Source organism: Pseudochrobactrum asaccharolyticum, assembly GCF_003314995.1.
Taxonomy (GTDB): domain Bacteria; phylum Pseudomonadota; class Alphaproteobacteria; order Rhizobiales; family Rhizobiaceae; genus Pseudochrobactrum; species Pseudochrobactrum asaccharolyticum.
The window spans coordinates 415,799-435,018 of sequence record NZ_QNRH01000002.1; the positions used below are offsets into that span (position 1 = coordinate 415,799).

The 19,220-nt window shown below is 52.5% G+C and carries 17 protein-coding genes; 12 read left to right on the plus strand and 5 right to left on the minus strand.

The window, feature by feature from the left end; translation table 11 throughout:
* Positions 1-82: 82 nt before the first annotated feature.
* The 3 genes from DFR47_RS06450 (at position 83) to trpS (ending at position 5,839) form a co-directional block, all read left to right on the plus strand.
* Positions 83-2,899: a [protein-PII] uridylyltransferase gene (locus DFR47_RS06450; RefSeq protein ID WP_113943562.1), complete on the plus strand. Its 2,817-nt coding sequence runs from the start codon at positions 83-85 to the stop codon at positions 2,897-2,899.
* Between the two features lie 105 nt (positions 2,900-3,004).
* Positions 3,005-4,561: a murein biosynthesis integral membrane protein MurJ gene (gene murJ, locus DFR47_RS06455; RefSeq protein WP_425373333.1), complete on the plus strand. Its 1,557-nt coding sequence runs from the start codon at positions 3,005-3,007 to the stop codon at positions 4,559-4,561.
* Between the two features lie 210 nt (positions 4,562-4,771).
* The gene (trpS, locus tag DFR47_RS06460) at positions 4,772-5,839 is read left to right on the plus strand and encodes a tryptophan--tRNA ligase (protein ID WP_113943564.1); all 1,068 of its coding nucleotides are present in this window, start codon (positions 4,772-4,774) and stop codon (positions 5,837-5,839) included.
* A 62-nt stretch (positions 5,840-5,901) separates the two neighbouring features.
* On the opposite strand, the gene DFR47_RS06465 is transcribed toward trpS, so the two are convergent.
* On the minus strand, positions 5,902-6,648 hold the full coding sequence (locus tag DFR47_RS06465) for a class I SAM-dependent methyltransferase (protein WP_113943565.1): 747 nt from the start codon (positions 6,646-6,648) through the stop codon (positions 5,902-5,904).
* A gap of 300 nt (positions 6,649-6,948) precedes the next feature.
* Here DFR47_RS06465 and DFR47_RS06470 point away from each other — a divergent pair, with 300 nt between their 5' ends.
* The 3 genes from DFR47_RS06470 (at position 6,949) to DFR47_RS06480 (ending at position 9,421) form a co-directional block, all read left to right on the plus strand.
* Entirely contained in the window at positions 6,949-7,440 is a 492-nt protein-coding gene (locus DFR47_RS06470; RefSeq protein WP_113943566.1) for a universal stress protein, read from the plus strand.
* A 98-nt stretch (positions 7,441-7,538) separates the two neighbouring features.
* A complete protein-coding gene (locus tag DFR47_RS06475) occupies positions 7,539-8,546 on the plus strand; it encodes a zinc-dependent alcohol dehydrogenase family protein (protein WP_113943567.1) in 1,008 nt (335 codons plus the stop codon).
* Between the two features lie 308 nt (positions 8,547-8,854).
* Positions 8,855-9,421, plus strand: coding sequence for a NifU family protein (locus DFR47_RS06480; RefSeq protein ID WP_113943568.1), 567 nt, complete (start codon positions 8,855-8,857; stop codon positions 9,419-9,421).
* 170 nt (positions 9,422-9,591) lie between these two features.
* Here the strand turns inward: DFR47_RS06480 and DFR47_RS06490 are convergent, their stop codons facing one another.
* On the minus strand, positions 9,592-10,212 hold the full coding sequence (locus DFR47_RS06490) for a L,D-transpeptidase (RefSeq protein ID WP_113943570.1): 621 nt from the start codon (positions 10,210-10,212) through the stop codon (positions 9,592-9,594).
* A gap of 186 nt (positions 10,213-10,398) precedes the next feature.
* Between DFR47_RS06490 and DFR47_RS06495 the strand changes: the two genes are divergently transcribed.
* On the plus strand, positions 10,399-10,905 hold the full coding sequence (locus DFR47_RS06495) for an MmcB family DNA repair protein (RefSeq protein ID WP_113943571.1): 507 nt from the start codon (positions 10,399-10,401) through the stop codon (positions 10,903-10,905).
* A 4-nt stretch (positions 10,906-10,909) separates the two neighbouring features.
* On the opposite strand, the gene DFR47_RS06500 is transcribed toward DFR47_RS06495, so the two are convergent.
* The 3 genes from DFR47_RS06500 to hrpB all read right to left on the minus strand — a co-directional run bounded on the left by DFR47_RS06500 (position 10,910) and on the right by hrpB (position 15,649).
* Positions 10,910-11,473, minus strand: coding sequence for an ActR/PrrA/RegA family redox response regulator transcription factor (locus DFR47_RS06500; protein ID WP_147245504.1), 564 nt, complete (start codon positions 11,471-11,473; stop codon positions 10,910-10,912).
* Between the two features lie 169 nt (positions 11,474-11,642).
* Positions 11,643-12,947: an ActS/PrrB/RegB family redox-sensitive histidine kinase gene (locus DFR47_RS06505; protein ID WP_113943572.1), complete on the minus strand. Its 1,305-nt coding sequence runs from the start codon at positions 12,945-12,947 to the stop codon at positions 11,643-11,645.
* 224 nt (positions 12,948-13,171) lie between these two features.
* Positions 13,172-15,649, minus strand: coding sequence for an ATP-dependent helicase HrpB (gene hrpB, locus DFR47_RS06510; RefSeq protein ID WP_113943573.1), 2,478 nt, complete (start codon positions 15,647-15,649; stop codon positions 13,172-13,174).
* A 150-nt stretch (positions 15,650-15,799) separates the two neighbouring features.
* Between hrpB and DFR47_RS06515 the strand changes: the two genes are divergently transcribed.
* Genes DFR47_RS06515 through fghA form a run of 5 tightly spaced genes read left to right on the plus strand, consistent with a single transcriptional unit; the run spans position 15,800 to position 19,177 of the window.
* The gene (locus DFR47_RS06515) at positions 15,800-16,081 is read left to right on the plus strand and encodes a metal/formaldehyde-sensitive transcriptional repressor (protein WP_113943574.1); all 282 of its coding nucleotides are present in this window, start codon (positions 15,800-15,802) and stop codon (positions 16,079-16,081) included.
* 29 nt (positions 16,082-16,110) lie between these two features.
* Positions 16,111-17,223, plus strand: coding sequence for an S-(hydroxymethyl)glutathione dehydrogenase/class III alcohol dehydrogenase (locus DFR47_RS06520; protein ID WP_113943575.1), 1,113 nt, complete (start codon positions 16,111-16,113; stop codon positions 17,221-17,223).
* Positions 17,223-17,684: a GNAT family N-acetyltransferase gene (locus tag DFR47_RS06525; protein WP_113943576.1), complete on the plus strand. Its 462-nt coding sequence runs from the start codon at positions 17,223-17,225 to the stop codon at positions 17,682-17,684. The genes DFR47_RS06520 and DFR47_RS06525 overlap by 1 nt, the downstream gene beginning before the upstream one ends.
* Before the next feature lies 1 nt (position 17,685).
* A complete protein-coding gene (locus DFR47_RS06530; protein ID WP_113943577.1) occupies positions 17,686-18,327 on the plus strand; it encodes a DUF1345 domain-containing protein in 642 nt (213 codons plus the stop codon).
* Positions 18,328-18,346: 19 nt separating this feature from the next.
* Positions 18,347-19,177 (plus strand): S-formylglutathione hydrolase, encoded by an 831-nt coding sequence (gene fghA, locus DFR47_RS06535; RefSeq protein WP_113943578.1) that lies wholly within the window; start codon positions 18,347-18,349, stop codon positions 19,175-19,177.
* The last annotated feature ends 43 nt before the right edge of the window (positions 19,178-19,220 follow it).

Below are 19,220 nucleotides of genomic sequence, written 5' to 3' on the forward strand. Positions count from 1 at the left end.
GGTGGTTACGGTTGCGCTCATCTGTAAACCATGCTCAATTTTGGCGACTGACTACATTACTGCTTTGACGGAATTTCGAACCATGCGTCACTCTGATCTTCATCTCGACCGCATCATCGACAAACAGCTCCTGCTGGAAGATCTGACACGCGCCACACCGGCAAGTTCCAAGGAGCAAACGCGCAATCAGGTTTTGAAAACCCTGAAGTCCGCGTGGAGAGACGGCAAAGCCCGTGCGGAAAACATGCTGCTGGAAGACGGCGGCGGCATACTCTGCGCCCGCCGTCTCAGCGGGCTTATGGATCAGCTGATTATTGCGCTCCATGATTTCACTGTTGAGCATATCTATCCGGCGATTAACCCGTCCAAGGCCGAAAATCTTGCTATCATCGCGGTTGGCGGCTATGGCCGTGGCGGACTGGCACCGGGGTCTGATATCGATCTGTTGTTTCTGCTGCCCTATAAGCAAACTCCGTGGGGCGAGCAGGTTGTGGAATATATGCTCTATATGCTCTGGGATATGGGGCTGAAAGTCGGGCACTCCACGCGCAATATTGATGATGCTATCCGCCTGTCGCGCGAAGATATGACCATCCGCACCTCACTACTGGAAGCACGTTTTCTCACCGGCAGTCAGGAGCTGTATAATGAGCTGACCACCCGCTTTGATCAGGAAATTGTCGCTGACAGCGGTGCGGAGTTTGTGCAGGCCAAGCTGATTGAGCGCGATATCCGTCACAAAAAGGCGGGCTCTACCCGTTATCTGGTCGAGCCGAATGTGAAAGAAAGCAAGGGCGGACAGCGCGACCTGCAAACCCTGTTCTGGATTGCCAAATATATTTACCGTGTCCATTCCACAGAGGAGTTGATCAAACGCGGCGTTTTCTCCCGCAGCGAAGCAAAACTGTTCAGCAAAGCGGATGATTTTCTCTGGGCAGTGCGCTGCCACATGCATTTTCTCTATGGCAAGGCGGAAGAGCGCCTGTCCTTCGACATTCAACGCGAGATTGCCACCCGCCTCGGCTATACGGATCATCCGGGGCAGACCGGCGTTGAACGCTTCATGAAGCATTATTTTCTGGTGGCCAAGGATGTCGGCGATCTGACCCGTATCATCAGTGCCGCACTGGAAGAAGAGCAGTTTAAAGAAACACCGGGCACCGGCCAGATTTATTCCACGCTGACGCGGAAAAAGCGCAAAATTGCCGGCAGTACAGATTTTATTCTCGACCATAACCGCATCAATATTGCCGATGACGAAGTGTTTCAGCGTGATCCGGTTAATCTGATCCGGCTGTTTTATCTCGCCGACAAGCACGGGCTGCAATATCACCCGCATGTCATTCAGCGTGTCAGCCGCTCGCTGAAACTGATCAAAAGCGATGTGCGCAATGACAAAGAAGCCAACCGGCTGTTTCTGGAAATTGTCGCTTCGCCGCGCTCACCGGAACGCACCCTGCGCCGCATGAATGAATCCGGCGTTCTGGGGCATTTCATTCCGGATTTCGGCAAGATCGTCGCGATGATGCAATTCAATATGTATCATCATTATACGGTTGATGAGCATTTACTGCGCTGCATTGCCATCATGTCCGAGATTGAACATGAGACGCTGAAGAATGAGCATCCGCTTGCCCACAGCCTGTTACCCACACTGAAAAATGACCGGCATTTGCTCTATGTGACATTGCTGCTGCACGATATTGCCAAAGGCAGACCGGAGGATCACTCCACCGCCGGTGCTAAAATCGCCCGCAAATTATGTCCGCGCTTCGGGTTAAGCGCGTCAGAAACCGAACTGGTGGCGTGGCTGGTGCAAGAGCACCTGACCATGAGCAAAGTTGCGCAGTCGCGCGATCTCAATGACCGCAAAACCATTGCCGATTTTGCCGCTATTGTGCAAACCACCGAGCGGCTGAAACTACTGCTGCTGGTAACAATCTGCGATATTAAAGCGGTTGGCCCCGGTGTCTGGAATGGCTGGAAAGGCCAGTTACTGCGCACACTTTATCATGAAACAGAGCTGCTTCTGACCGGCGGCTTCTCTGAAGTAAGCCAGACCGAGCGCAGCAATCAGGCGCGCCGCCAGCTGGCGGAGCAGCTCAGCGACTGGCCGGAAGACAAGCAGAAAGCCGTCCTGTCCCTGCATTATGATAATTACATGCTGACCGTGCCGCAGGAAGATCAAAAACGTCATGCCGATTTCATCCGCGCCAGTGATGAAGCCGGAAAAATCCTCAATATTCTGGCTCGCCCGCATGAATTTGAAGCTGTGACCGAACTGACAATCCTGTCACCCGATCACCCGCGTCTGCTCTCGATTATTGCCGGTGCCTGTTCGGCGGCCGGTGCCAATATTGTTGATGCACAAATCTTCACCACCACCGATGGACGGGCGCTGGATACTATCCTGATCAGCCGTGAATTTGATACCAATGATGATGAAATGCGCCGTGCCGCCCGCGTCGGCCAGCTGATTGAAGATGTGCTGACCGGCAAAACCCATTTGCCGGAAGTGCTGGCCAGACGGGCAAAATCACGCCGCTCTGCCCGTGCATTTCAGGTGACACCACGTGTGAATATCAACAATACATTGTCGGAAAAATTTACGGTGATTGAGGTCAAAGGGCTCGACCGTACCGGTCTGTTGTCGGAAATCACCAGTGCAATTTCCGACCTTTCCTTGAATATTGCCTCGGCGCACATCACCACTTTTGGTGAAAAAGTCATTGATACTTTCTATGTCACCGGTCTCGACGGACAAAAAGTCACTGCAACAACCAAACAGACAAATATTCAGAAACGGCTCCTCAGCTTGTTTGAAAAGAACGGGAGTGATAGCAGAGCGTCAGACAACAAAAACACGGATCAGAAGAAAACGCGTGAAACAGCTCTCTGAGGCAGTTCAGCACCAAGCCGTTCTTTCTGACCCGATGTTCCATTTCGAAGAGACCCGTTCATGAGCCTGCTGAAAAAATTCGCAACTGTTGCTTCCGGCACGCTGATGAGCAGAATTTTCGGTTTTACCCGCGAAATGCTGATGGCAGCTTTTCTCGGTACCGGCCCTGTTGCAGATGCGTTCAACACGGCTTTCCGTTTTCCGAATACTTTCCGCCGTCTGTTTGCCGAAGGTGCGTTTAATACCGCTTTCGTGCCGCTCTTTGCCAAAGAGATCGAAAAAAACGGCATGGATGGCGCAAAACGCTTTTCCGAAGAAGTCTTCGGCGTGCTGTTCACCATTCTGCTCGGCCTGACCATCGCTATGGAACTCTCCATGCCGTTTCTGGTCAGCACGGTGATTGCGCCGGGCTTCACCGATGATCCGGTGAAATTTGAGAACACGGTCAGTCTCGCAATGATCATGTTTCCCTATCTCGCCTGTATGTCGCTGGCGGCGATGATGGGCGGCATGCTCAACAGCCTGCATAAATATTTTGCAGCGGCCATTGCACCGGTATTCCTGAACTTCATCCTGATCGGCGCGCTGATCCTTGCGTGGATACAGAATTATGATCCGCTGCAAATCGGCTATGCCTTGTCGTGGGGCGTTATGGCCGCCGGTGTGGTACAACTGGGGATCGTCTGGTTTGCAGTGCGTCGCGCCGGCATCAAAATCGGTTTCCGTCGTCCCAAGCTAACACCCAATGTGCGCCGCCTGCTGGTGCTGGCACTGCCTGCCGCAATTACCGGCGGTATCACCCAGATCAATCTGCTGATTAATACCAATATTGCTTCAAGCTCGGACGGTGCGGTGTCTTCCCTCGTCTATGCTGACCGGTTCTATCAGTTGCCGCTTGGTGTGGTCGGTATTGCTGTTGCCACTGTTTTGCTGCCGGAACTGTCACGCGCTTTACGTGGCGGCAATATGCAGGAAGCCGGTAATCTGCAAAACCGCTCAGTCGAATTCACGCTGTTTCTGACCCTGCCTGCGGCGGCGGCTTTACTGGTATTCTCGGAACCGCTGGTGCGCCTGTTGTTTGAACGCGGAAAATTCGGCCCTGAATCCACTCTCATCGTATCGCAAATCCTTGCCGTGTATGGCCTTGGCCTGCCTGCCTTTGTGCTGATCAAAGCTTTTCTTCCTGGTTTCTTTGCCCGTGAGGACACACGTACACCGATGGTTTTCGCCGGTATTTCGGTGGTGGTGAACGTGTCACTGGCGCTGCTTTTATTCCCGCGCCTTGGCCCTTCCGGTATTGCCACGGCGGAAATTACAGCGGGTTGGGTCAATGCCGTGCTGCTGTTCGTTGTGCTGATCTGGCGCAAACACTGGGATTATGATGCAGGCCTCATCCGTCGTATTCCGCGCCTGATTATCGCCGCCGCTATTATGGCAACTGCTTTGTATTTCGCCTCTGATTATCTGGAATTTTACTTAAGCAGACAAGCTGGATTTGTCATTCAGGCAACCACGCTCAGCCTTCTCGTGATCGGTAGTATGATTGTTTATTTCGCTACTGTTTTTGCCATTGGCGGTGCCAGCCTCTCAGCCTTGAAAGGCAATATGCGCGGTCGCAAAAAAGCGGCAGCAGCAGCACAGGACAAAGATATTTCCGCTTGATTGCTCTTCAGCACTCTGGCAGTAATACCGCATCCGGAAGACAGGATTACATGCCTGCCTTCCGGATATTTTTTCGCCAAAGATCGGCAGCATGCGTCCAAACCACATATGCCGACCTTAAAAGCAACCCCAGAGCATTCCGGTTATCAACTATGAAAGCACGATAATCGCGCTCGAACGGCTCTCCACCAGCTTTAGGATTGATGTAAAATGAACACCTTTAAAGAACGGATTTTCTCCGGCGCACAACCAACAGGCAATCTTCACCTCGGCAATTATCTTGGCGCCCTGAAGCGCTGGGTCGCCTTGCAGGATGAAAAAGATTGCATTTACTGCGTCGTGGATATGCATGCCCTGACAATCTTGCCGGATCCCGCAGAACTTTTAAATTCTACGCGTGAAATCACCGCTGCCTATCTGGCTGCCGGTCTTGATCCGAAGAAAAGCATTGTCTTCAACCAGAGCCGCGTAAGACAACATGCGGAACTTGCCTGGGTGTTCAATTGTATTGCGCGTATCGGCTGGATGAACCGCATGACGCAGTTCAAAGATAAAGCCGGTAAAGACCGCGAAAATGCTTCGCTTGGTCTGCTGGCCTATCCGAGCCTGATGGCTGCTGACATTCTGCTCTACCGCGCTACCCATGTGCCGGTTGGGGACGATCAGAAACAGCATCTTGAGCTGACACGTGACATTGCGCAGAAATTCAACAATGACTATTCCGACCGCATTGCCTCGCTCGGCATCGGTGTGGAAATGGCTGTTGGTGATGAAACAGTTTCGGGTTTCTTCCCGATGACTGAACCGATGATTTCCGGCCCTGCCATGCGCATCATGTCGCTGCGTGACGGCACCAAGAAAATGTCGAAATCCGATCCGTCTGACCTGTCGCGTATCAATCTGATTGATGATGAAGAAACCATCACCAAGAAGATCCGTAAGGCGAAGACCGATGCTGATGCTATTCCTTCAGAAGTGGAAGGACTGGAAGGCCGTCCGGAAGCGGACAACCTGATCGGCATTTTTGCGGCACTGACAAACACGGACAAGGCAGCCGTCTTGCGTGATTTCGGTGGCAAGCAATTCTCTGAATTCAAAGCATCGCTTGCTGAACTCGCCGTCGCGCAACTTTCACCGATTACGCAGGAAATGCGTCGTCTGGTGAATGATCCGGCCTATATTGACGGTGTTCTGCGTGATGGCGGCGAACGCGCCTCCGTGATTGCCGAAGAAACCATGCACAATGTGCGTGATATTGTCGGCTTTCTGCAGAACTAACGGTACCTGAGCCAAAAAATTAAAAAGGCAGGGAATTCCCTGCCTTTTTTGTTGTCTGATATTTATTGCGCTTCAAAAATCAGCGTATCGGCAGAAGCTGTATTAACTGCACCCGACTGATAATCGCCAAAGATTTTGATTTGTGTAAAACCTGCTTCACGCAGCGCCAGCTCCAGCTCGAACATTCCCCACCAGCGCAAGGAAAACAGTTCCATCTCTGTTGTCACCAGTTGCGTGTCGCGCCACAGCTCATAGCGCAGCTGCGATGTTACAACCTGTTTGACGTAGTCCGTTGCAGTGCGCATTTCCTGCAAGGTCAGCAAATCCTCGCCATCCTGCCAGTGACGCGCACGCGGTGCATGATCCATAAAACCACCGGTAACGGAAATATCCAGCAGCAACTTGCCGTTTGGTACCAGCGCCTCTTTGCTGCGCCGCAGAAAACTCATCGCATCAACAACATCGGTCAGCAGCTGAAAAGAACCGGCTGGCAGTACAATAGCCGCGAATTTTTGTGCATAGCGGAATGTCGTGAACCCCTGCTCACTCAGTTCAGCTTCCACACCATGTTGCGCGCAATTCGCTTTGCATAAAGCAAGCATTTCAGGAGACAGATCAAAACCACTGACACTATGCCCTGCCTGTGCCAGTGGCACCAGCATACGGCCATTGCCTGTGGCCGGTTCCAGCACGGGACCTGCCACAGATTTCAGGCGTTCGAGATAAAACTCCACATCACCGAAAGAGCGCCCAACCGGCTTATCCAGTTCATAAATGCGTGAAGCCAGCTTGCCATAAGTCTTGGACATTTTGAATTTTGCCTTGCCTGCTGCAATCAGAGATCGGTTTGCAACCGTAAAAACCTCTGTTGTACATAAAAAATCATTTTACTGCACAACAAGGTAGAACAGCCAATATGCAGAAAGATCGCTGTCTCTTTCGAACATGAAACATATGAAAAAACAAGGTAAAACCCGCTTTTCTCTGAACGCGCGACAAAACCGGACGAGTAAAGACTGGTTTTTCTCTCCGGCCAAATTGTTAAATTTTCACGCCGCCACAAAATTGTCATCTTGCAGTATCGCCCGTTGAGTGGCAAATTCCCGCGCATGGTTTCAAAACGTCTTAGCCGGGAAGCCGGCCACCGCCGTAAATTTTTGGTCTCTGTCGATGAAACGCCCGAATGTGGGCGTGCCGTTGCCTACGCCTCGCGCCGTGTCCGCAATACCGGAGGCGCATTGGTATTGCTCTTTGTCATTGACCCGTCGGACTTTCAGCAATTTCTCGGCGTCGGCAATATTATGCGCGCCGAAGCACTTGAACGCGCTCAGGCTGCACTCAATAAATATGCTACGCAATTGCGTGAGCAATACGGTATTGAGCCTGAGTTGATTGTGCGGGAAGGCCAGACCACGGAAGAAATTCATAGTCTGATCGAAGAAGATCAGGACATTGCCATTCTGGTTCTGGCTGCCGGATCCGGCAAAGAAGGTCCGGGACCTCTGGTACAATCCATTGCCGGACGTGGCGCATCTTTCTCTATTCCTGTGACTGTCATTCCGTCAGATCTTTCTGACGAAGACATTGATGCGGTCGCCTAAGCTCCCTATCTGGCTTACAAAACAGCTACAGTGCTTTATGCCGCTTAAACGTGGCATAAAGATTGGTTATGCTTCACTTCTCAGTCAGGGTGCCCATCATGAAAGCGCTTAAACTTCGTCATCCGTTCGGCCTTGAGCATATTGAGCTGGTTGATCTGCCGGATCCGGGATTGCCGCAAAGCGATGAAATCCGGGTACGCATTCATGCCAGTTCCATGAACTATCATGATCTTGCGGTTATCTCAGGCATGGTACCACCGGCAGACGGACGCATTCCGCTTTCAGACGGAGCCGGTGTGGTTGAAGCTGTCGGAGCGAATGTGACCGAGTTTAAAGTCGGTGACCATGTGGTTTCGACTTTCTTCCCGACATGGCTCGACGGTGAAGCAATCATCGGCGATTTCAGCACAACACCCGGCGATGGTGTTGACGGCTATGCAGCCGAATATGTCATACGACCTGCAACCGCTTTTACGCACGCGCCGGAAAATTACAGTCATGCAGAAGCTGCCACTCTGACCACTGCCGGTTTAACTGCATGGCGTGCATTGGTTGAGAACGGTCAGCTCAAAGCCGGTGATACAGTCCTGATTTTAGGCACAGGCGGCGTATCAATCTTTGCGCTGCAATTTGCCAAGGCAATGGGTGCCGTTGCCATCGTGACATCCTCCTCCGATGACAAGCTGAAAAAAGCGCAGGCTCTTGGAGCTAATCATGTTATCAATTATAAAACCCATCCGGATTGGGCTGCAGAAGTCTTAAAAGTTACAAACGGACGTGGTGCCGATCACACAATTGAAGTGGGCGGCCCTGCAACATTAGGACAATCTATTCAGGCAACACGTGTTGGCGGGCATATTGCACTGATTGGCATTCTGACCGGTATTCAGGGTGAAATTCCGACACTTGCGCTTCTGGCCAAGCAGCAGAGATTGCAAGGGCTGGTCGTCGGCAGCCGCAAACATCAGAGCAACATGATCAAAGCTTTGAACAACCTGCCGTTCAAACCGGTGATTGAACACCGGTTTGCAATGACCGAACTGAAACAGGCCTGCGAATTACAATTACAGGCCGGTCATTTTGGTAAAATTGCGATTGAATTTTAATCTATGTGAGGCGTTTTCACCAATCCCGGATAGAGCATAGTTCTCTAAACTTGAATCAGTTTAAGATGAAATCATGCTCTAATTTTAAAGTGTTAGAGCGACCTTGTGTAGTGCCAAGTCTGGCACACGGCGCGCTAGTCTGACAACAAAACGTGAGCCACGCAGTCTTATGAAGACAGTAGTTTCATTTTCTGCATCTCTCCGCTAATGTCAGCCCTGACTCAAATAATTAATTTGTCGCATTGTGTTCCGCCCCAATGAACACCATGTGAGCATCAACTGCTTTTATATCTTACAGGAGGACTTTTATGTTCATCCAGACTGAAGCCACACCAAATCCGGCGACCCTGAAGTTCCTGCCGGGCAAAGTGGTTATGCCGGAAGGCACCGCCGATTTCCGTGATGCAGAAAGTGCATCCAACACCTCGCCGCTTGCAGCCAAACTCTTCGCAGTACCAGGCGTCAACGGCGTTTTCTTCGGCTATGATTTCATCACTGTCAGCAAAGACGGTGCAGAATGGCAGCATCTGAAACCAGCCATCCTCGGCACCATCATGGAACATATGATGTCCGGTGCGCCGGTAATGGCGACTGAGCAGGCCAAAGGCCACGATCACACAGAAGGCGAATTCTTCGCTGACTCTGATGCCGAAATCGTTGAAACCATCAAAGAGCTGATCGAAACCCGCGTTCGCCCTGCGGTTGCGCAGGATGGCGGCGATATCACTTTCCGTGGTTTTGAGCACGGCGTTGTTTATCTGCACATGAAAGGCGCTTGTGCCGGTTGCCCGTCTTCAACAGCCACGCTGAAACACGGCATCCAGAACCTGCTCAAGCATTTCGTACCGGAAGTGCTGCAGGTCGAAGCTATCTGATTTTTCCATCAGGCATTAAAAAACGCGGCTGTTTCAGCCGCGTTTTTTGTTATCTAAAGCGCATCCCGAAAAGTGGGAACCGGTTTTCGGAAAAGATGCGCGTAAAAACAAAAAGATAGAGCATTTCCTATGATTCAGGATAAACTGGAAATGCTCTATGATATAAGAAATTAAAGCACGACAACCTTAGCGCCGACACTGGCGCGGTCATGCAAATCTATAATATCCTGATTGATCAGACGGATACATCCGGAAGAAACATTCTTGCCGATTGACCACCATTCCGGCGTGCCATGCAAACGATAGCCGCTATCACGTCCGCCTTTATACAAATACAGCGCACGGGCACCCAGCGGATTATTCAGGCCAGGCTGCATACCACCGGCATATTTTGCCAGTTCAGGCTGACGCTTGATCATCGGCGCAGGCGGTGTCCATGTCGGCCATTCCCGCTTCATGGCAACTTTGGCACTGCCCTTCCATTGAAAGCCCTCACGACCGACACCGATGCCGTAGCGCATCGCTTTGCCTTCCGGCTCCACAAGATACAAAAACTTGTTTTGCGTATCGACAATGATTGTGCCCGGCGCTTCTTTGGTGTCGTATTTCACCAGCTGGCGGCGATATTCCGGAGCGATTTTCTGAACAGGAACTGTCGGCAGCGCATAGCCTGCATCTGTGACGCCGGAATAAGATGCGGCACTCGTCTGAAAAGGTGCAGTTGTTGAGCAACCGGCTAAGCCCAGCGTCAGAATAAGACCGGCAGCAGAGAGAGCATTTCTGAACACCATTTTTCCCCTCAGAAAATCATTATTGCTGTGATGATTGTTGTGAGGAGAGTAATTACTGATGATTAACCAAAGATTAACCATGATTATCTTTTTTATAAGCACCTATTAAAAGTGACAGGAATATACTGCCAGCAAAAGCAATAATCGCCTGACACTCGGGACAGTATCCGGAAACAACAGATAAATATGCCGATTATCTCACCTTTTCAGCAACACCCGCTCAGCGATGGTCGTCAGTCTGACCTCGCTTTAATGGTACGTCGCGGCGTCCAGCGCCTGTGTCTTGATCTGAATATTCATGTTCTGCCTGAAGTTTCTTTGCGCTCCGGCAGACGTGCCGACCTGATTGGCCTGACGCGTAAAGGGGAAATCTGGATTATTGAAATCAAATCGTCGGTAGAGGATTGGAAAGCAGATCAGAAGTGGCCGGATTACCGCAATTATTGCGACCGGTTGTTCTTTGCTTCCCATGCGCAGGTGCCGCGCGATATCTTTCCTGAAGATTGCGGCTTCATTCTCTCTGACGGATATGGCGGGGAAATTCTGCGTGATGCACCGGAGCACAAGCTAGCTCCAGCCACGCGAAAGGCTTTGACCTTACAGTTGGCACGGATTGGCGCTAACCGGCTGACGCTCGCGGAAATGGCAGGCGTCGTGATGCCGACTGATGAACCAGCCGGCACGGTATCATAACAAATTAGCGCGGTGCACGTTTGGCAAGAATACGCTGCAATGTGCGGCGATGCATATTCAAACGGCGTGCGGTTTCAGAAACATTGCGCTCGCACATTTCATAAACACGCTGAATATGTTCCCAGCGCACCCGATCTGCCGACATAGGATTTTCCGGCGGTGCAATCTTCTCACCGTCACGACGGGTAAGCGCTGCAAAGACTTCATCCGCATCCGCAGGTTTGGAAAGATAATCAATCGCACCGATTTTGACCGCATTGACCGCAGTGGCAATATTGCCGTAGCCGGTCAGCACAATAGCGCGGGTATCTTCACGCTTAGTACGGATCGCCTCAATAATATCCAGACCATTGCCGTCGCCAAGACGCATGTCCACAACCGCATAGGCCGGTGCAGCCAGTTTCACCGCAGCAATGCCCTCCTCAACGGAGTCAGCTGTCGTCACTGTAAAGCCGCGACTCTCCATAGCCCGTGCGAGCCGCTGCAGAAACGGTTTATCATCATCAACCAGAAGAAGCGAAGGATCACTGCCGATGGCAAGGTGATCATCCTGACTCATATCATCCATCAGGTATTCCTTACTCGTCTTTTGTCTTTTTACTTCTTGCTGCGCCTGCGTCAAAAAGTCAAATATGCAATGTAACTATTAATGTAAAATGCCGTAATTGATAGCATTTCACAAATATTTTATTCAAAAAACCAAATTTCTCCACATTCGCAGGGATGAAGAATCGCATTTACGCGGTTAGCGCCTGACGCGCCCAGACAATTGTGATCTCTGCGCCGCTTTGACCAGGCTCAGGGCGGTTGGCAAATGAGATATGCGCACCGGAACGTTCCAGCAATGTCTTGGCAATAAACAAACCCAGCCCCAGACCGCCGCCATTGCGCTCATCATTGCGACGCGACATATACGGTTCGCCGATCCTATCCAGCATATCCACAGAAAAGCCTTTGCCGTCATCACGGATCGTGATGCGCACTGAATTCTCATCCCAACCCCAGATCACCTGTGTCTCAGCTTTGGCAAAATCCACGGCATTTTCGATCAGATTGCCCAGACCATAAATCACCCCCGGATTACGACGGACAACCGGCTCGGCAATCATTGACTTCGGGTCAGGCTTTTTCTCAACATCAATTTGAATACCAAAATTGCGATGCGGTGCGATGACTTCTTCGATCAGCGAGGACAATGCCAGTTTTGACATATGCTCTTCGCCTTCTGAAGACAGGCTGGTGAGCCGTTGCAGGATTTCACGGCAACGCTGTGCCTGTGAGGACAACAGCTGGATATCTTCAGCATAACGGTCATCATTTTTCAGAGCGCGCTGCATTTCCTTCACCACCAGCGTGATGGTTGCCAACGGTGTTCCCAACTCATGAGCCGCTGCGGCAGCAAGACCATCCAGCGCTGATAGATGCTGCTCGCGCTGCAATACCAGTTCGGTTGCGCTCAGAGCATCGCCCAGAAGTCGCGCTTCTTCGGCAATACGATAGACATAGACACCACTGAAAATCAGTGTGGATGCGATGGCACACCAGACGCCGATGACAAACATCAGCGGCAACTCCAGAGTCACACCGCTATACCAAGGCAGCGGCAGGTGCCACACCACCAGAACACTGGCGCAAACAATGGTCATCAGGCCAAGCAGCAAAATACTGCGCACTGACAGTGCGGTTGCCGCAATAATCACCGGTACGACAAGCAGCACGGCAAACGGATTTTGCAGACCGCCGGTCAGATATAACAAGCCGGTGAGCTGCAGAATATCAAAGGCCAGTACCAGCAGAACCGTGCGCAAATCCAGACGATGATTGAGCTGATAACGGAAAGACAGAAACAGGTTCAGCCACGCTGACACAGCAATCAGTGCAAAGCTGATCCCGAGCGGGAAAACAAAATGCAGAGAAAGAGAAACGAACATCACGGCAGCGGTCTGGCCGGTAATGGCAAACCAGCGCACGCGCACTAATGTTGTCAGACGCAAGCGACGGGAAAGCGACGAGGCCCGGTTAATCAGATCGCCATTTGCCATTCAGTCTTCCCCGTAAAATGTCACACGCACAATGCCTTATGCGGCAAAATCACGGCACGCGCAAGTTAATCTGCGCCATCCTGCCGCAGGGCAATCGCGACGCGATATTTCAACTATGGCGCGACGAAAACGGTGTTCATCGAGAACCGGAACGGAATGTACTAAAGTACATGAGTACCGGAAGCGAAGAGGAGTGCCGTTTGCAGGCCGCAAGAGTTGGAATATTATGTCCCCCGTGGTTTGGCACGCCGCGTTGGATCCGCCTCTGCTGGATTTTCCGGCCAGACATGGCGCGGATAACGGCCGCGCATATCAGTACGCACATCCGCCCAGGAGCCTTTCCAGAAATTTGGCAGGTCGCGGGTGATCTGGATTGGCCGGTGTGCCGGAGACAATAATTCCAGCAGCAGCGGCACCGTATCGCGGGCAATAGAAGGATGTGCTGTCAAGCCGAACAATTCCTGTACCCGCACAGCAATAACCGGCTCATCACCTTCATAATTAATCGCGATATTGGAGCCGGTCGGCACCGTAAAATGTGTTGGTGCCAGCGTATCAATCTGCCGTTGCAGATCAAACGGCACAAGAGAGCGCAAGCCGTTCATCAGCGCGGATTGGCTGATTTTATCGAGCCGCGCCTCGCCGGTCAGAAACGGCAGCAACCAGTCTTCCAGTGTCGCCAGCAGATGTTCATCATCCATAGACGGCCATGGTTCACCAAGCCCGCGATAAAGCCAGCCAAGACGGCGGCGCAGCGTTAAAGCAGATTTGTCCCAAGGCAGAATATACAAACCATATTGGCGCACCGCCTGAACAACGCCCAGATCGGCGGCCTCTCCTGATGGTGCCGCCAGATTTTTCTCCGACAGGGTTATTGCCCCCAGCCGCACCGCCTCACGGGCACGCAAAGTTTTGCGTTCAGGGTCGTAAATAACCTGCTGTCCGCCTTCGATCTGACTTGCCAGACTTTTGCGGATATCCTCTTCACTGACCTCAGCGGCAGAGAGAATGCGTTGCGCCCCTGCCCGTCCGGTCAGATCAGCCACCACCAGCCACGACGCTCGGGACAAATGCTGACTGGCATCCAGCTCACCACCACGCCCGTTGGCCAGAATAAACTGTCCGCCATTGCCACGCGCTTTGGCAACGCGATCCGGATAGGCATCCAGAAGCAGGCGACCGGCATGGGCACCTTCTTTGCTTTGCGCATTTGCAGCCGGCAAGTCTTTTATCAGTGAGCGCGCCAGTCCCCGTGCCTTTTGTGCACGGTCACCGCGATCACGCCGGAAGCGGGAAAGCCGTGCATCGAGATCAACCTCGTTGCCGCCAAGCCCCCGCTCGGTCATCAGCACAGCAAGCTCTGCCGCCTGCAAAGCCTCGCCGCGATTGGCCGCCTCTGCCACCATATGTGCAAGCCGCACCGGCAAAGCGAGCTTCCTGATCTGCTCGCCAGAAACCGTCAACCGTCCGTCATTATCCAGTGCGCCAAGCCGTTTCAGCAAGGTAGCCGCTTCTTTCAGACTGGCCGCTGAGGGCTGATCCAGCAAACGCAAATCGCTGACATTTTGCACGCCCCATGCCGCACAATCGAGCAGCAGCGATGAAAGATCAGCTTCCAGAATTTCCGGCGTGGTAAAACGCGGCAGAGAAGATGTCTGCCCCTCATGCCAGAGCCGGATCGCTATGCCGGATTGGGTTCGTCCCGCACGACCTGCCCGCTGAGTAATCGCTGCCTGTGATGCACGCACAGTTTCCAGCCGTGTCAGACCGGTCGCCGGTTCAAAGCGCGGCTGACGCGACAACCCGCTGTCGATCACCACCCGCACACCGTCGATAGTGATTGAAGTTTCCGCAATCGAGGTTGCCAGCACCACTTTGCGTTTACCTTCCGGCGCAGGTTTGATCGCCGCATCCTGATCGCGCCCGTCCATTACCCCATATAACGGGCAGAGCATCACATGGTCGCCAATGCGCCCTTCCAATGCTCGGACTGTGCGTTCAATCTCGCCCTGACCGGGCAAAAAACACAGCAAACTGCCCTGCTCATCCGCCAGAACCGCGCGGATTGTCCGCGCCATTGTATCTTCAATCCGCTCATCGGTTTTGCGTTCCTGATAGCGGATTTCCACCGGAAAACTGCGACCTTCACTTTCCACCACCGGCGCATTATCGAGCAATTCCGCTACCCGCGCACCATCAAGCGTTGCTGACATCACCAGAATTTTAAGATCGGGACGCAAGGCTCCCTGCACATCCAGCGCCAGCGCCAATCCGAAATCAGCATCCAGACTGCGCTCATGAAATTCGTCAAACAACACCGCACTGATGCCGGACAGTTCCGGATCATCAAGGATCATGCGGGCGAACACGCCTTCCGTCACCACCAGAATTTGCGTCTGCGCATTATAGCGGCTGTCGAGACGCATCCGGTAACCGACCGTCTTGCCAACCTCCTCGCCAAGCAAGCGTGCCATTTGTGTGGCCGCAGCACGTGCTGCCAGTCTGCGCGGCTCCAGCACAATAATCCGTCCGTCCTTGCGCCAGTCTGCTTGCAACAGATGCAACGGCACCAAAGTCGTCTTACCCGCACCGGGCGGCGCAACCAGAACGGCAGAGCCGCCAGCCTGCAAGGCATGATCCAGTTGCGGCAGCGCCTCGCGAACGGGCAAAAGCGGAAGAGATGAAACGGACTGCTGAGGCAAAGACAACGCACCTGATAAATGATTCTGATTGCAGCGAATTATAAACAGCCGCAATGTGCTTTGCTATTCTTGAGGAGCAGATATGGCACATCAATTGACATACTCCCCCATAGTATATATTTTCATCAGCATATTCATCGGTAGAAAACCATGCCCCACTCACCGGAAGCCAAAAAACGCGTCATGACACGCCTGCGCCGTATTAAAGGTCAGGCGGAGGCGCTTGAGCGCGCGGTTGAGGAAGGCACAGAATGCGGCGCGCTTTTACAGCAGCTTGCCGCCATGCGCGGTGCCGCTACCGGCCTGATGGCTGAAGTGCTGGAAAGCCATTTAAAAGAGACCTTCCAGCAACCGCAAGCAGCTCTGTCTCCGGCTGAAATGGATACAGAAATCGACCAGCTTATGCGGATCATCCGCTCTTATCTGAAATAAAAGACACTGATTTAAAGAGGAACAAAGCCATGAAATCGCGTGCAGCTGTTGCCTGGGAGGCCAATAAGCCCCTCACTATTGAAACAATCGAAATCGGTGGTCCGAAGCCAGGTGAAGTGCTGGTGGAAATCATGGCAACCGGTGTGTGCCATACCGACGCCTATACGCTGTCCGGCCTTGATTCAGAGGGCAAATTTCCGGCCATTCTCGGCCATGAAGGTGCAGGTATTGTGCGCGAAGTCGGTGCTGGCGTCACCACGCTGCGTCCGGGCGACCATGTGATCCCGCTTTACACACCAGAATGCCGTTCGTGCAAAACCTGTTTGTCGCAGCGCTCCAATCTCTGCACCTCGATCCGCGCCACACAGGGTCAGGGCCTGATGCCGGACCGCACCTCGCGCTTCTCCTGCGATGGCGGCGAAATCTTCCATTATATGGGCTGCTCGACCTTCTCGAACTTCACCGTTCTGCCAGAAATCGCGCTGGCCAAAGTGCGTGAAGATGCTCCTTTCGACAAGATCTGCTATATCGGCTGCGGTGTCACCACCGGCATCGGCGCTGTGATTTACACTGCAAAAGTACGTCCGGGCTCCAATGTCGTGGTTTTCGGCCTCGGCGGTATCGGCCTCAATGTTATTCAGGGTGCCCGTATGGTTGGTGCCGATAAGATCATCGGTGTTGATATCAATCCGGCCAAAGTGGAAATGGCGAAAAAATTTGGCATGACCGACTTCATCAATCCGCGTGAAATCGGCAATGATAAAGTGGTGCAGGCCATTCAGGATCTGACTGACGGTGGTGCCGACTATTCCTTTGACGCCACCGGCAATACCGATGTGATGCGTCAGGCACTGGAATGCACCCATCGCGGCTGGGGCGAAAGCATCATCATCGGCGTGGCCGAAGCTGGCAAAGAAATCGCCACCCGTCCGTTCCAGTTGGTCACCGGCCGTGTCTGGAAAGGCACAGCATTCGGTGGTGCACGCGGCCGCACCGATGTGCCGAAAATCGTTGACTGGTACATGGACGGCAAGATCAATATTGATGATCTGATCACCCATAAAATGCCGCTCGACGAGATCAACACCGCGTTTGATCTGATGCATGAAGGCAAATCGATCCGCTCGGTTATCACATTCTGATGACACAGTTTATTTCCCTGTGGCATGAGATCGACGATCTGGCTCCCCGCGCGCTCTACGCAATGCTAAAACTGCGTATGGATGTCTTCATCGTTGAGCAAAATTGTGCCTTTGCGGAGATAGACGGCAAGGATATCGGCGCCTTTCACTTGCGCATTCTTGATGGTGAGGAACTCGTAGCATATTTGCGGGTTCTGCTACCGGAAAAGGATACGCAAGTGAAAATCGGTCGCGTTGTAGTAGCGCCAAACTATCGGGGCTACAAACTCGGCCAGCGCCTGATGCAGGAAGCAGTTAATTTTGCACAAGCACGTTTTCCCGGCCACCCCATTGAGCTGGGCGGGCAAAGCCATTTGCAAAAATTCTATGGCTCCTTCGGCTTTGTTGCCATTTCAGAAGAATATCTGGAAGACAATATTCCGCATATTGATATGCGCCTCGATCCCAAAACGGTAGCCTGACATGAAAATACTTCAACTGCGTCATATGCCTTTTTATCTGGCAGCCATTCTTGGTGTCGCAGGTTTTTCACTGTCCTATCCTTTTGACAAACCGCTCGCGCCGGTTATCGGCGCGAATTGTTTTTTCATCACCTTTCTGATTGCCGCTTTAACACGCTTGTCCTATCTCACGCCGGAGCGGCTGCGCAGAAAGAACGATCATACAGATGCCCCCGCACCGGTCATCTTCGGCCTGACACTGGCCATTGTTATTGTTGCGGTTGTCTCCATGTTCATTCTGGTGAACCGCAAGCCGGAGCCGGATATTCTCTCGCTGCTCACCACTTTGCTGTCAGTGCCGCTGGGCTGGGCAACAATGCATATGATGGCCGCTCTGCATTACGCCCATGTCTATTGGCAACGCAAAGACGGCAATGACGCAGATCCATATAAACGGGGCATGGAAATTCCCAATACCCCCGATCCGGCAGGCTGGGACTTTGTCTATTGTGCTTATATGATCGGCATGTCTGCCGGTACCGGTGACACAGCAGTGACCACCAGACAAATGCGGGCGCTGACACTGCCGCATTGCATTATTTCTTTCTTTTTCAACACAGTTCTGGTTGCGGCAGCGGTTAATGTCGCGATGGAACTGGGCTGAAATCTTTTAGGAGCCCCATATGGAAACCATTTCAAAAGCCAAAGCATTTGGTGGCACGCAAGGCGTCTATCGCCATAAAAGCGATGCCTGCCAATGTGATATGACCTTTGCACTGTTTCTGCCGCCACAGGCCGAACAGGAGCCCGTGCCGGTGTTGTGGTATCTCTCCGGCCTGACCTGCACACATCAGAATGTGATGGATAAGGGCGAATATCGCCGCCTTGCTGCCGAGCTGGGCATTGCTATCCTCTGCCCGGATACGAGCCCGCGCGGTGATGATGTGCCGGACGAACCGGATAACTGGCAGTTTGGTAAAGGTGCAGGCTTCTATCTCGATGCCACAGAAGCGCCTTTTGCCCAAAATTATAAAATGTACAGCTATATCACCGAAGAACTGACCAAACTGGTGGCTCAGGAATTTCCGCTGGATATGTCCCGTCAGGCGATCACCGGTCACTCCATGGGCGGTCATGGCGCGATCACCATCGCCCTGAAAAACCCTGAACGCTTCAAATCTGTTTCGGCCTTTGCACCCATTGCCCAGCCTTCCACAGCCGGATGGTCAAAGCCTGCATTTGAGAAATATCTCGGGAACGATCAGAGCTCATGGCGCGCTTATGATACAACCGCGCTGATTGAAGACGGCCACCGGATTGAGAACCTGCTAGTTGATCAGGGGACTTCGGACAGTTTTCTGGATGATGGCCTGCGCCCATGGCTATTGCAGGAAGCCTGCAATAAAGCCGGTATTCCGCTGACGCTGAATATGCAGGAAGGCTATGACCATTCGTATTATTTCATCTCAACCTTTATGGATGAGCATTTGCGCTGGCACGCAGCCCGCTTATGATATTTCGGCTTTGACGGGCTGCATGCCCCTAATAAGTGCCGCG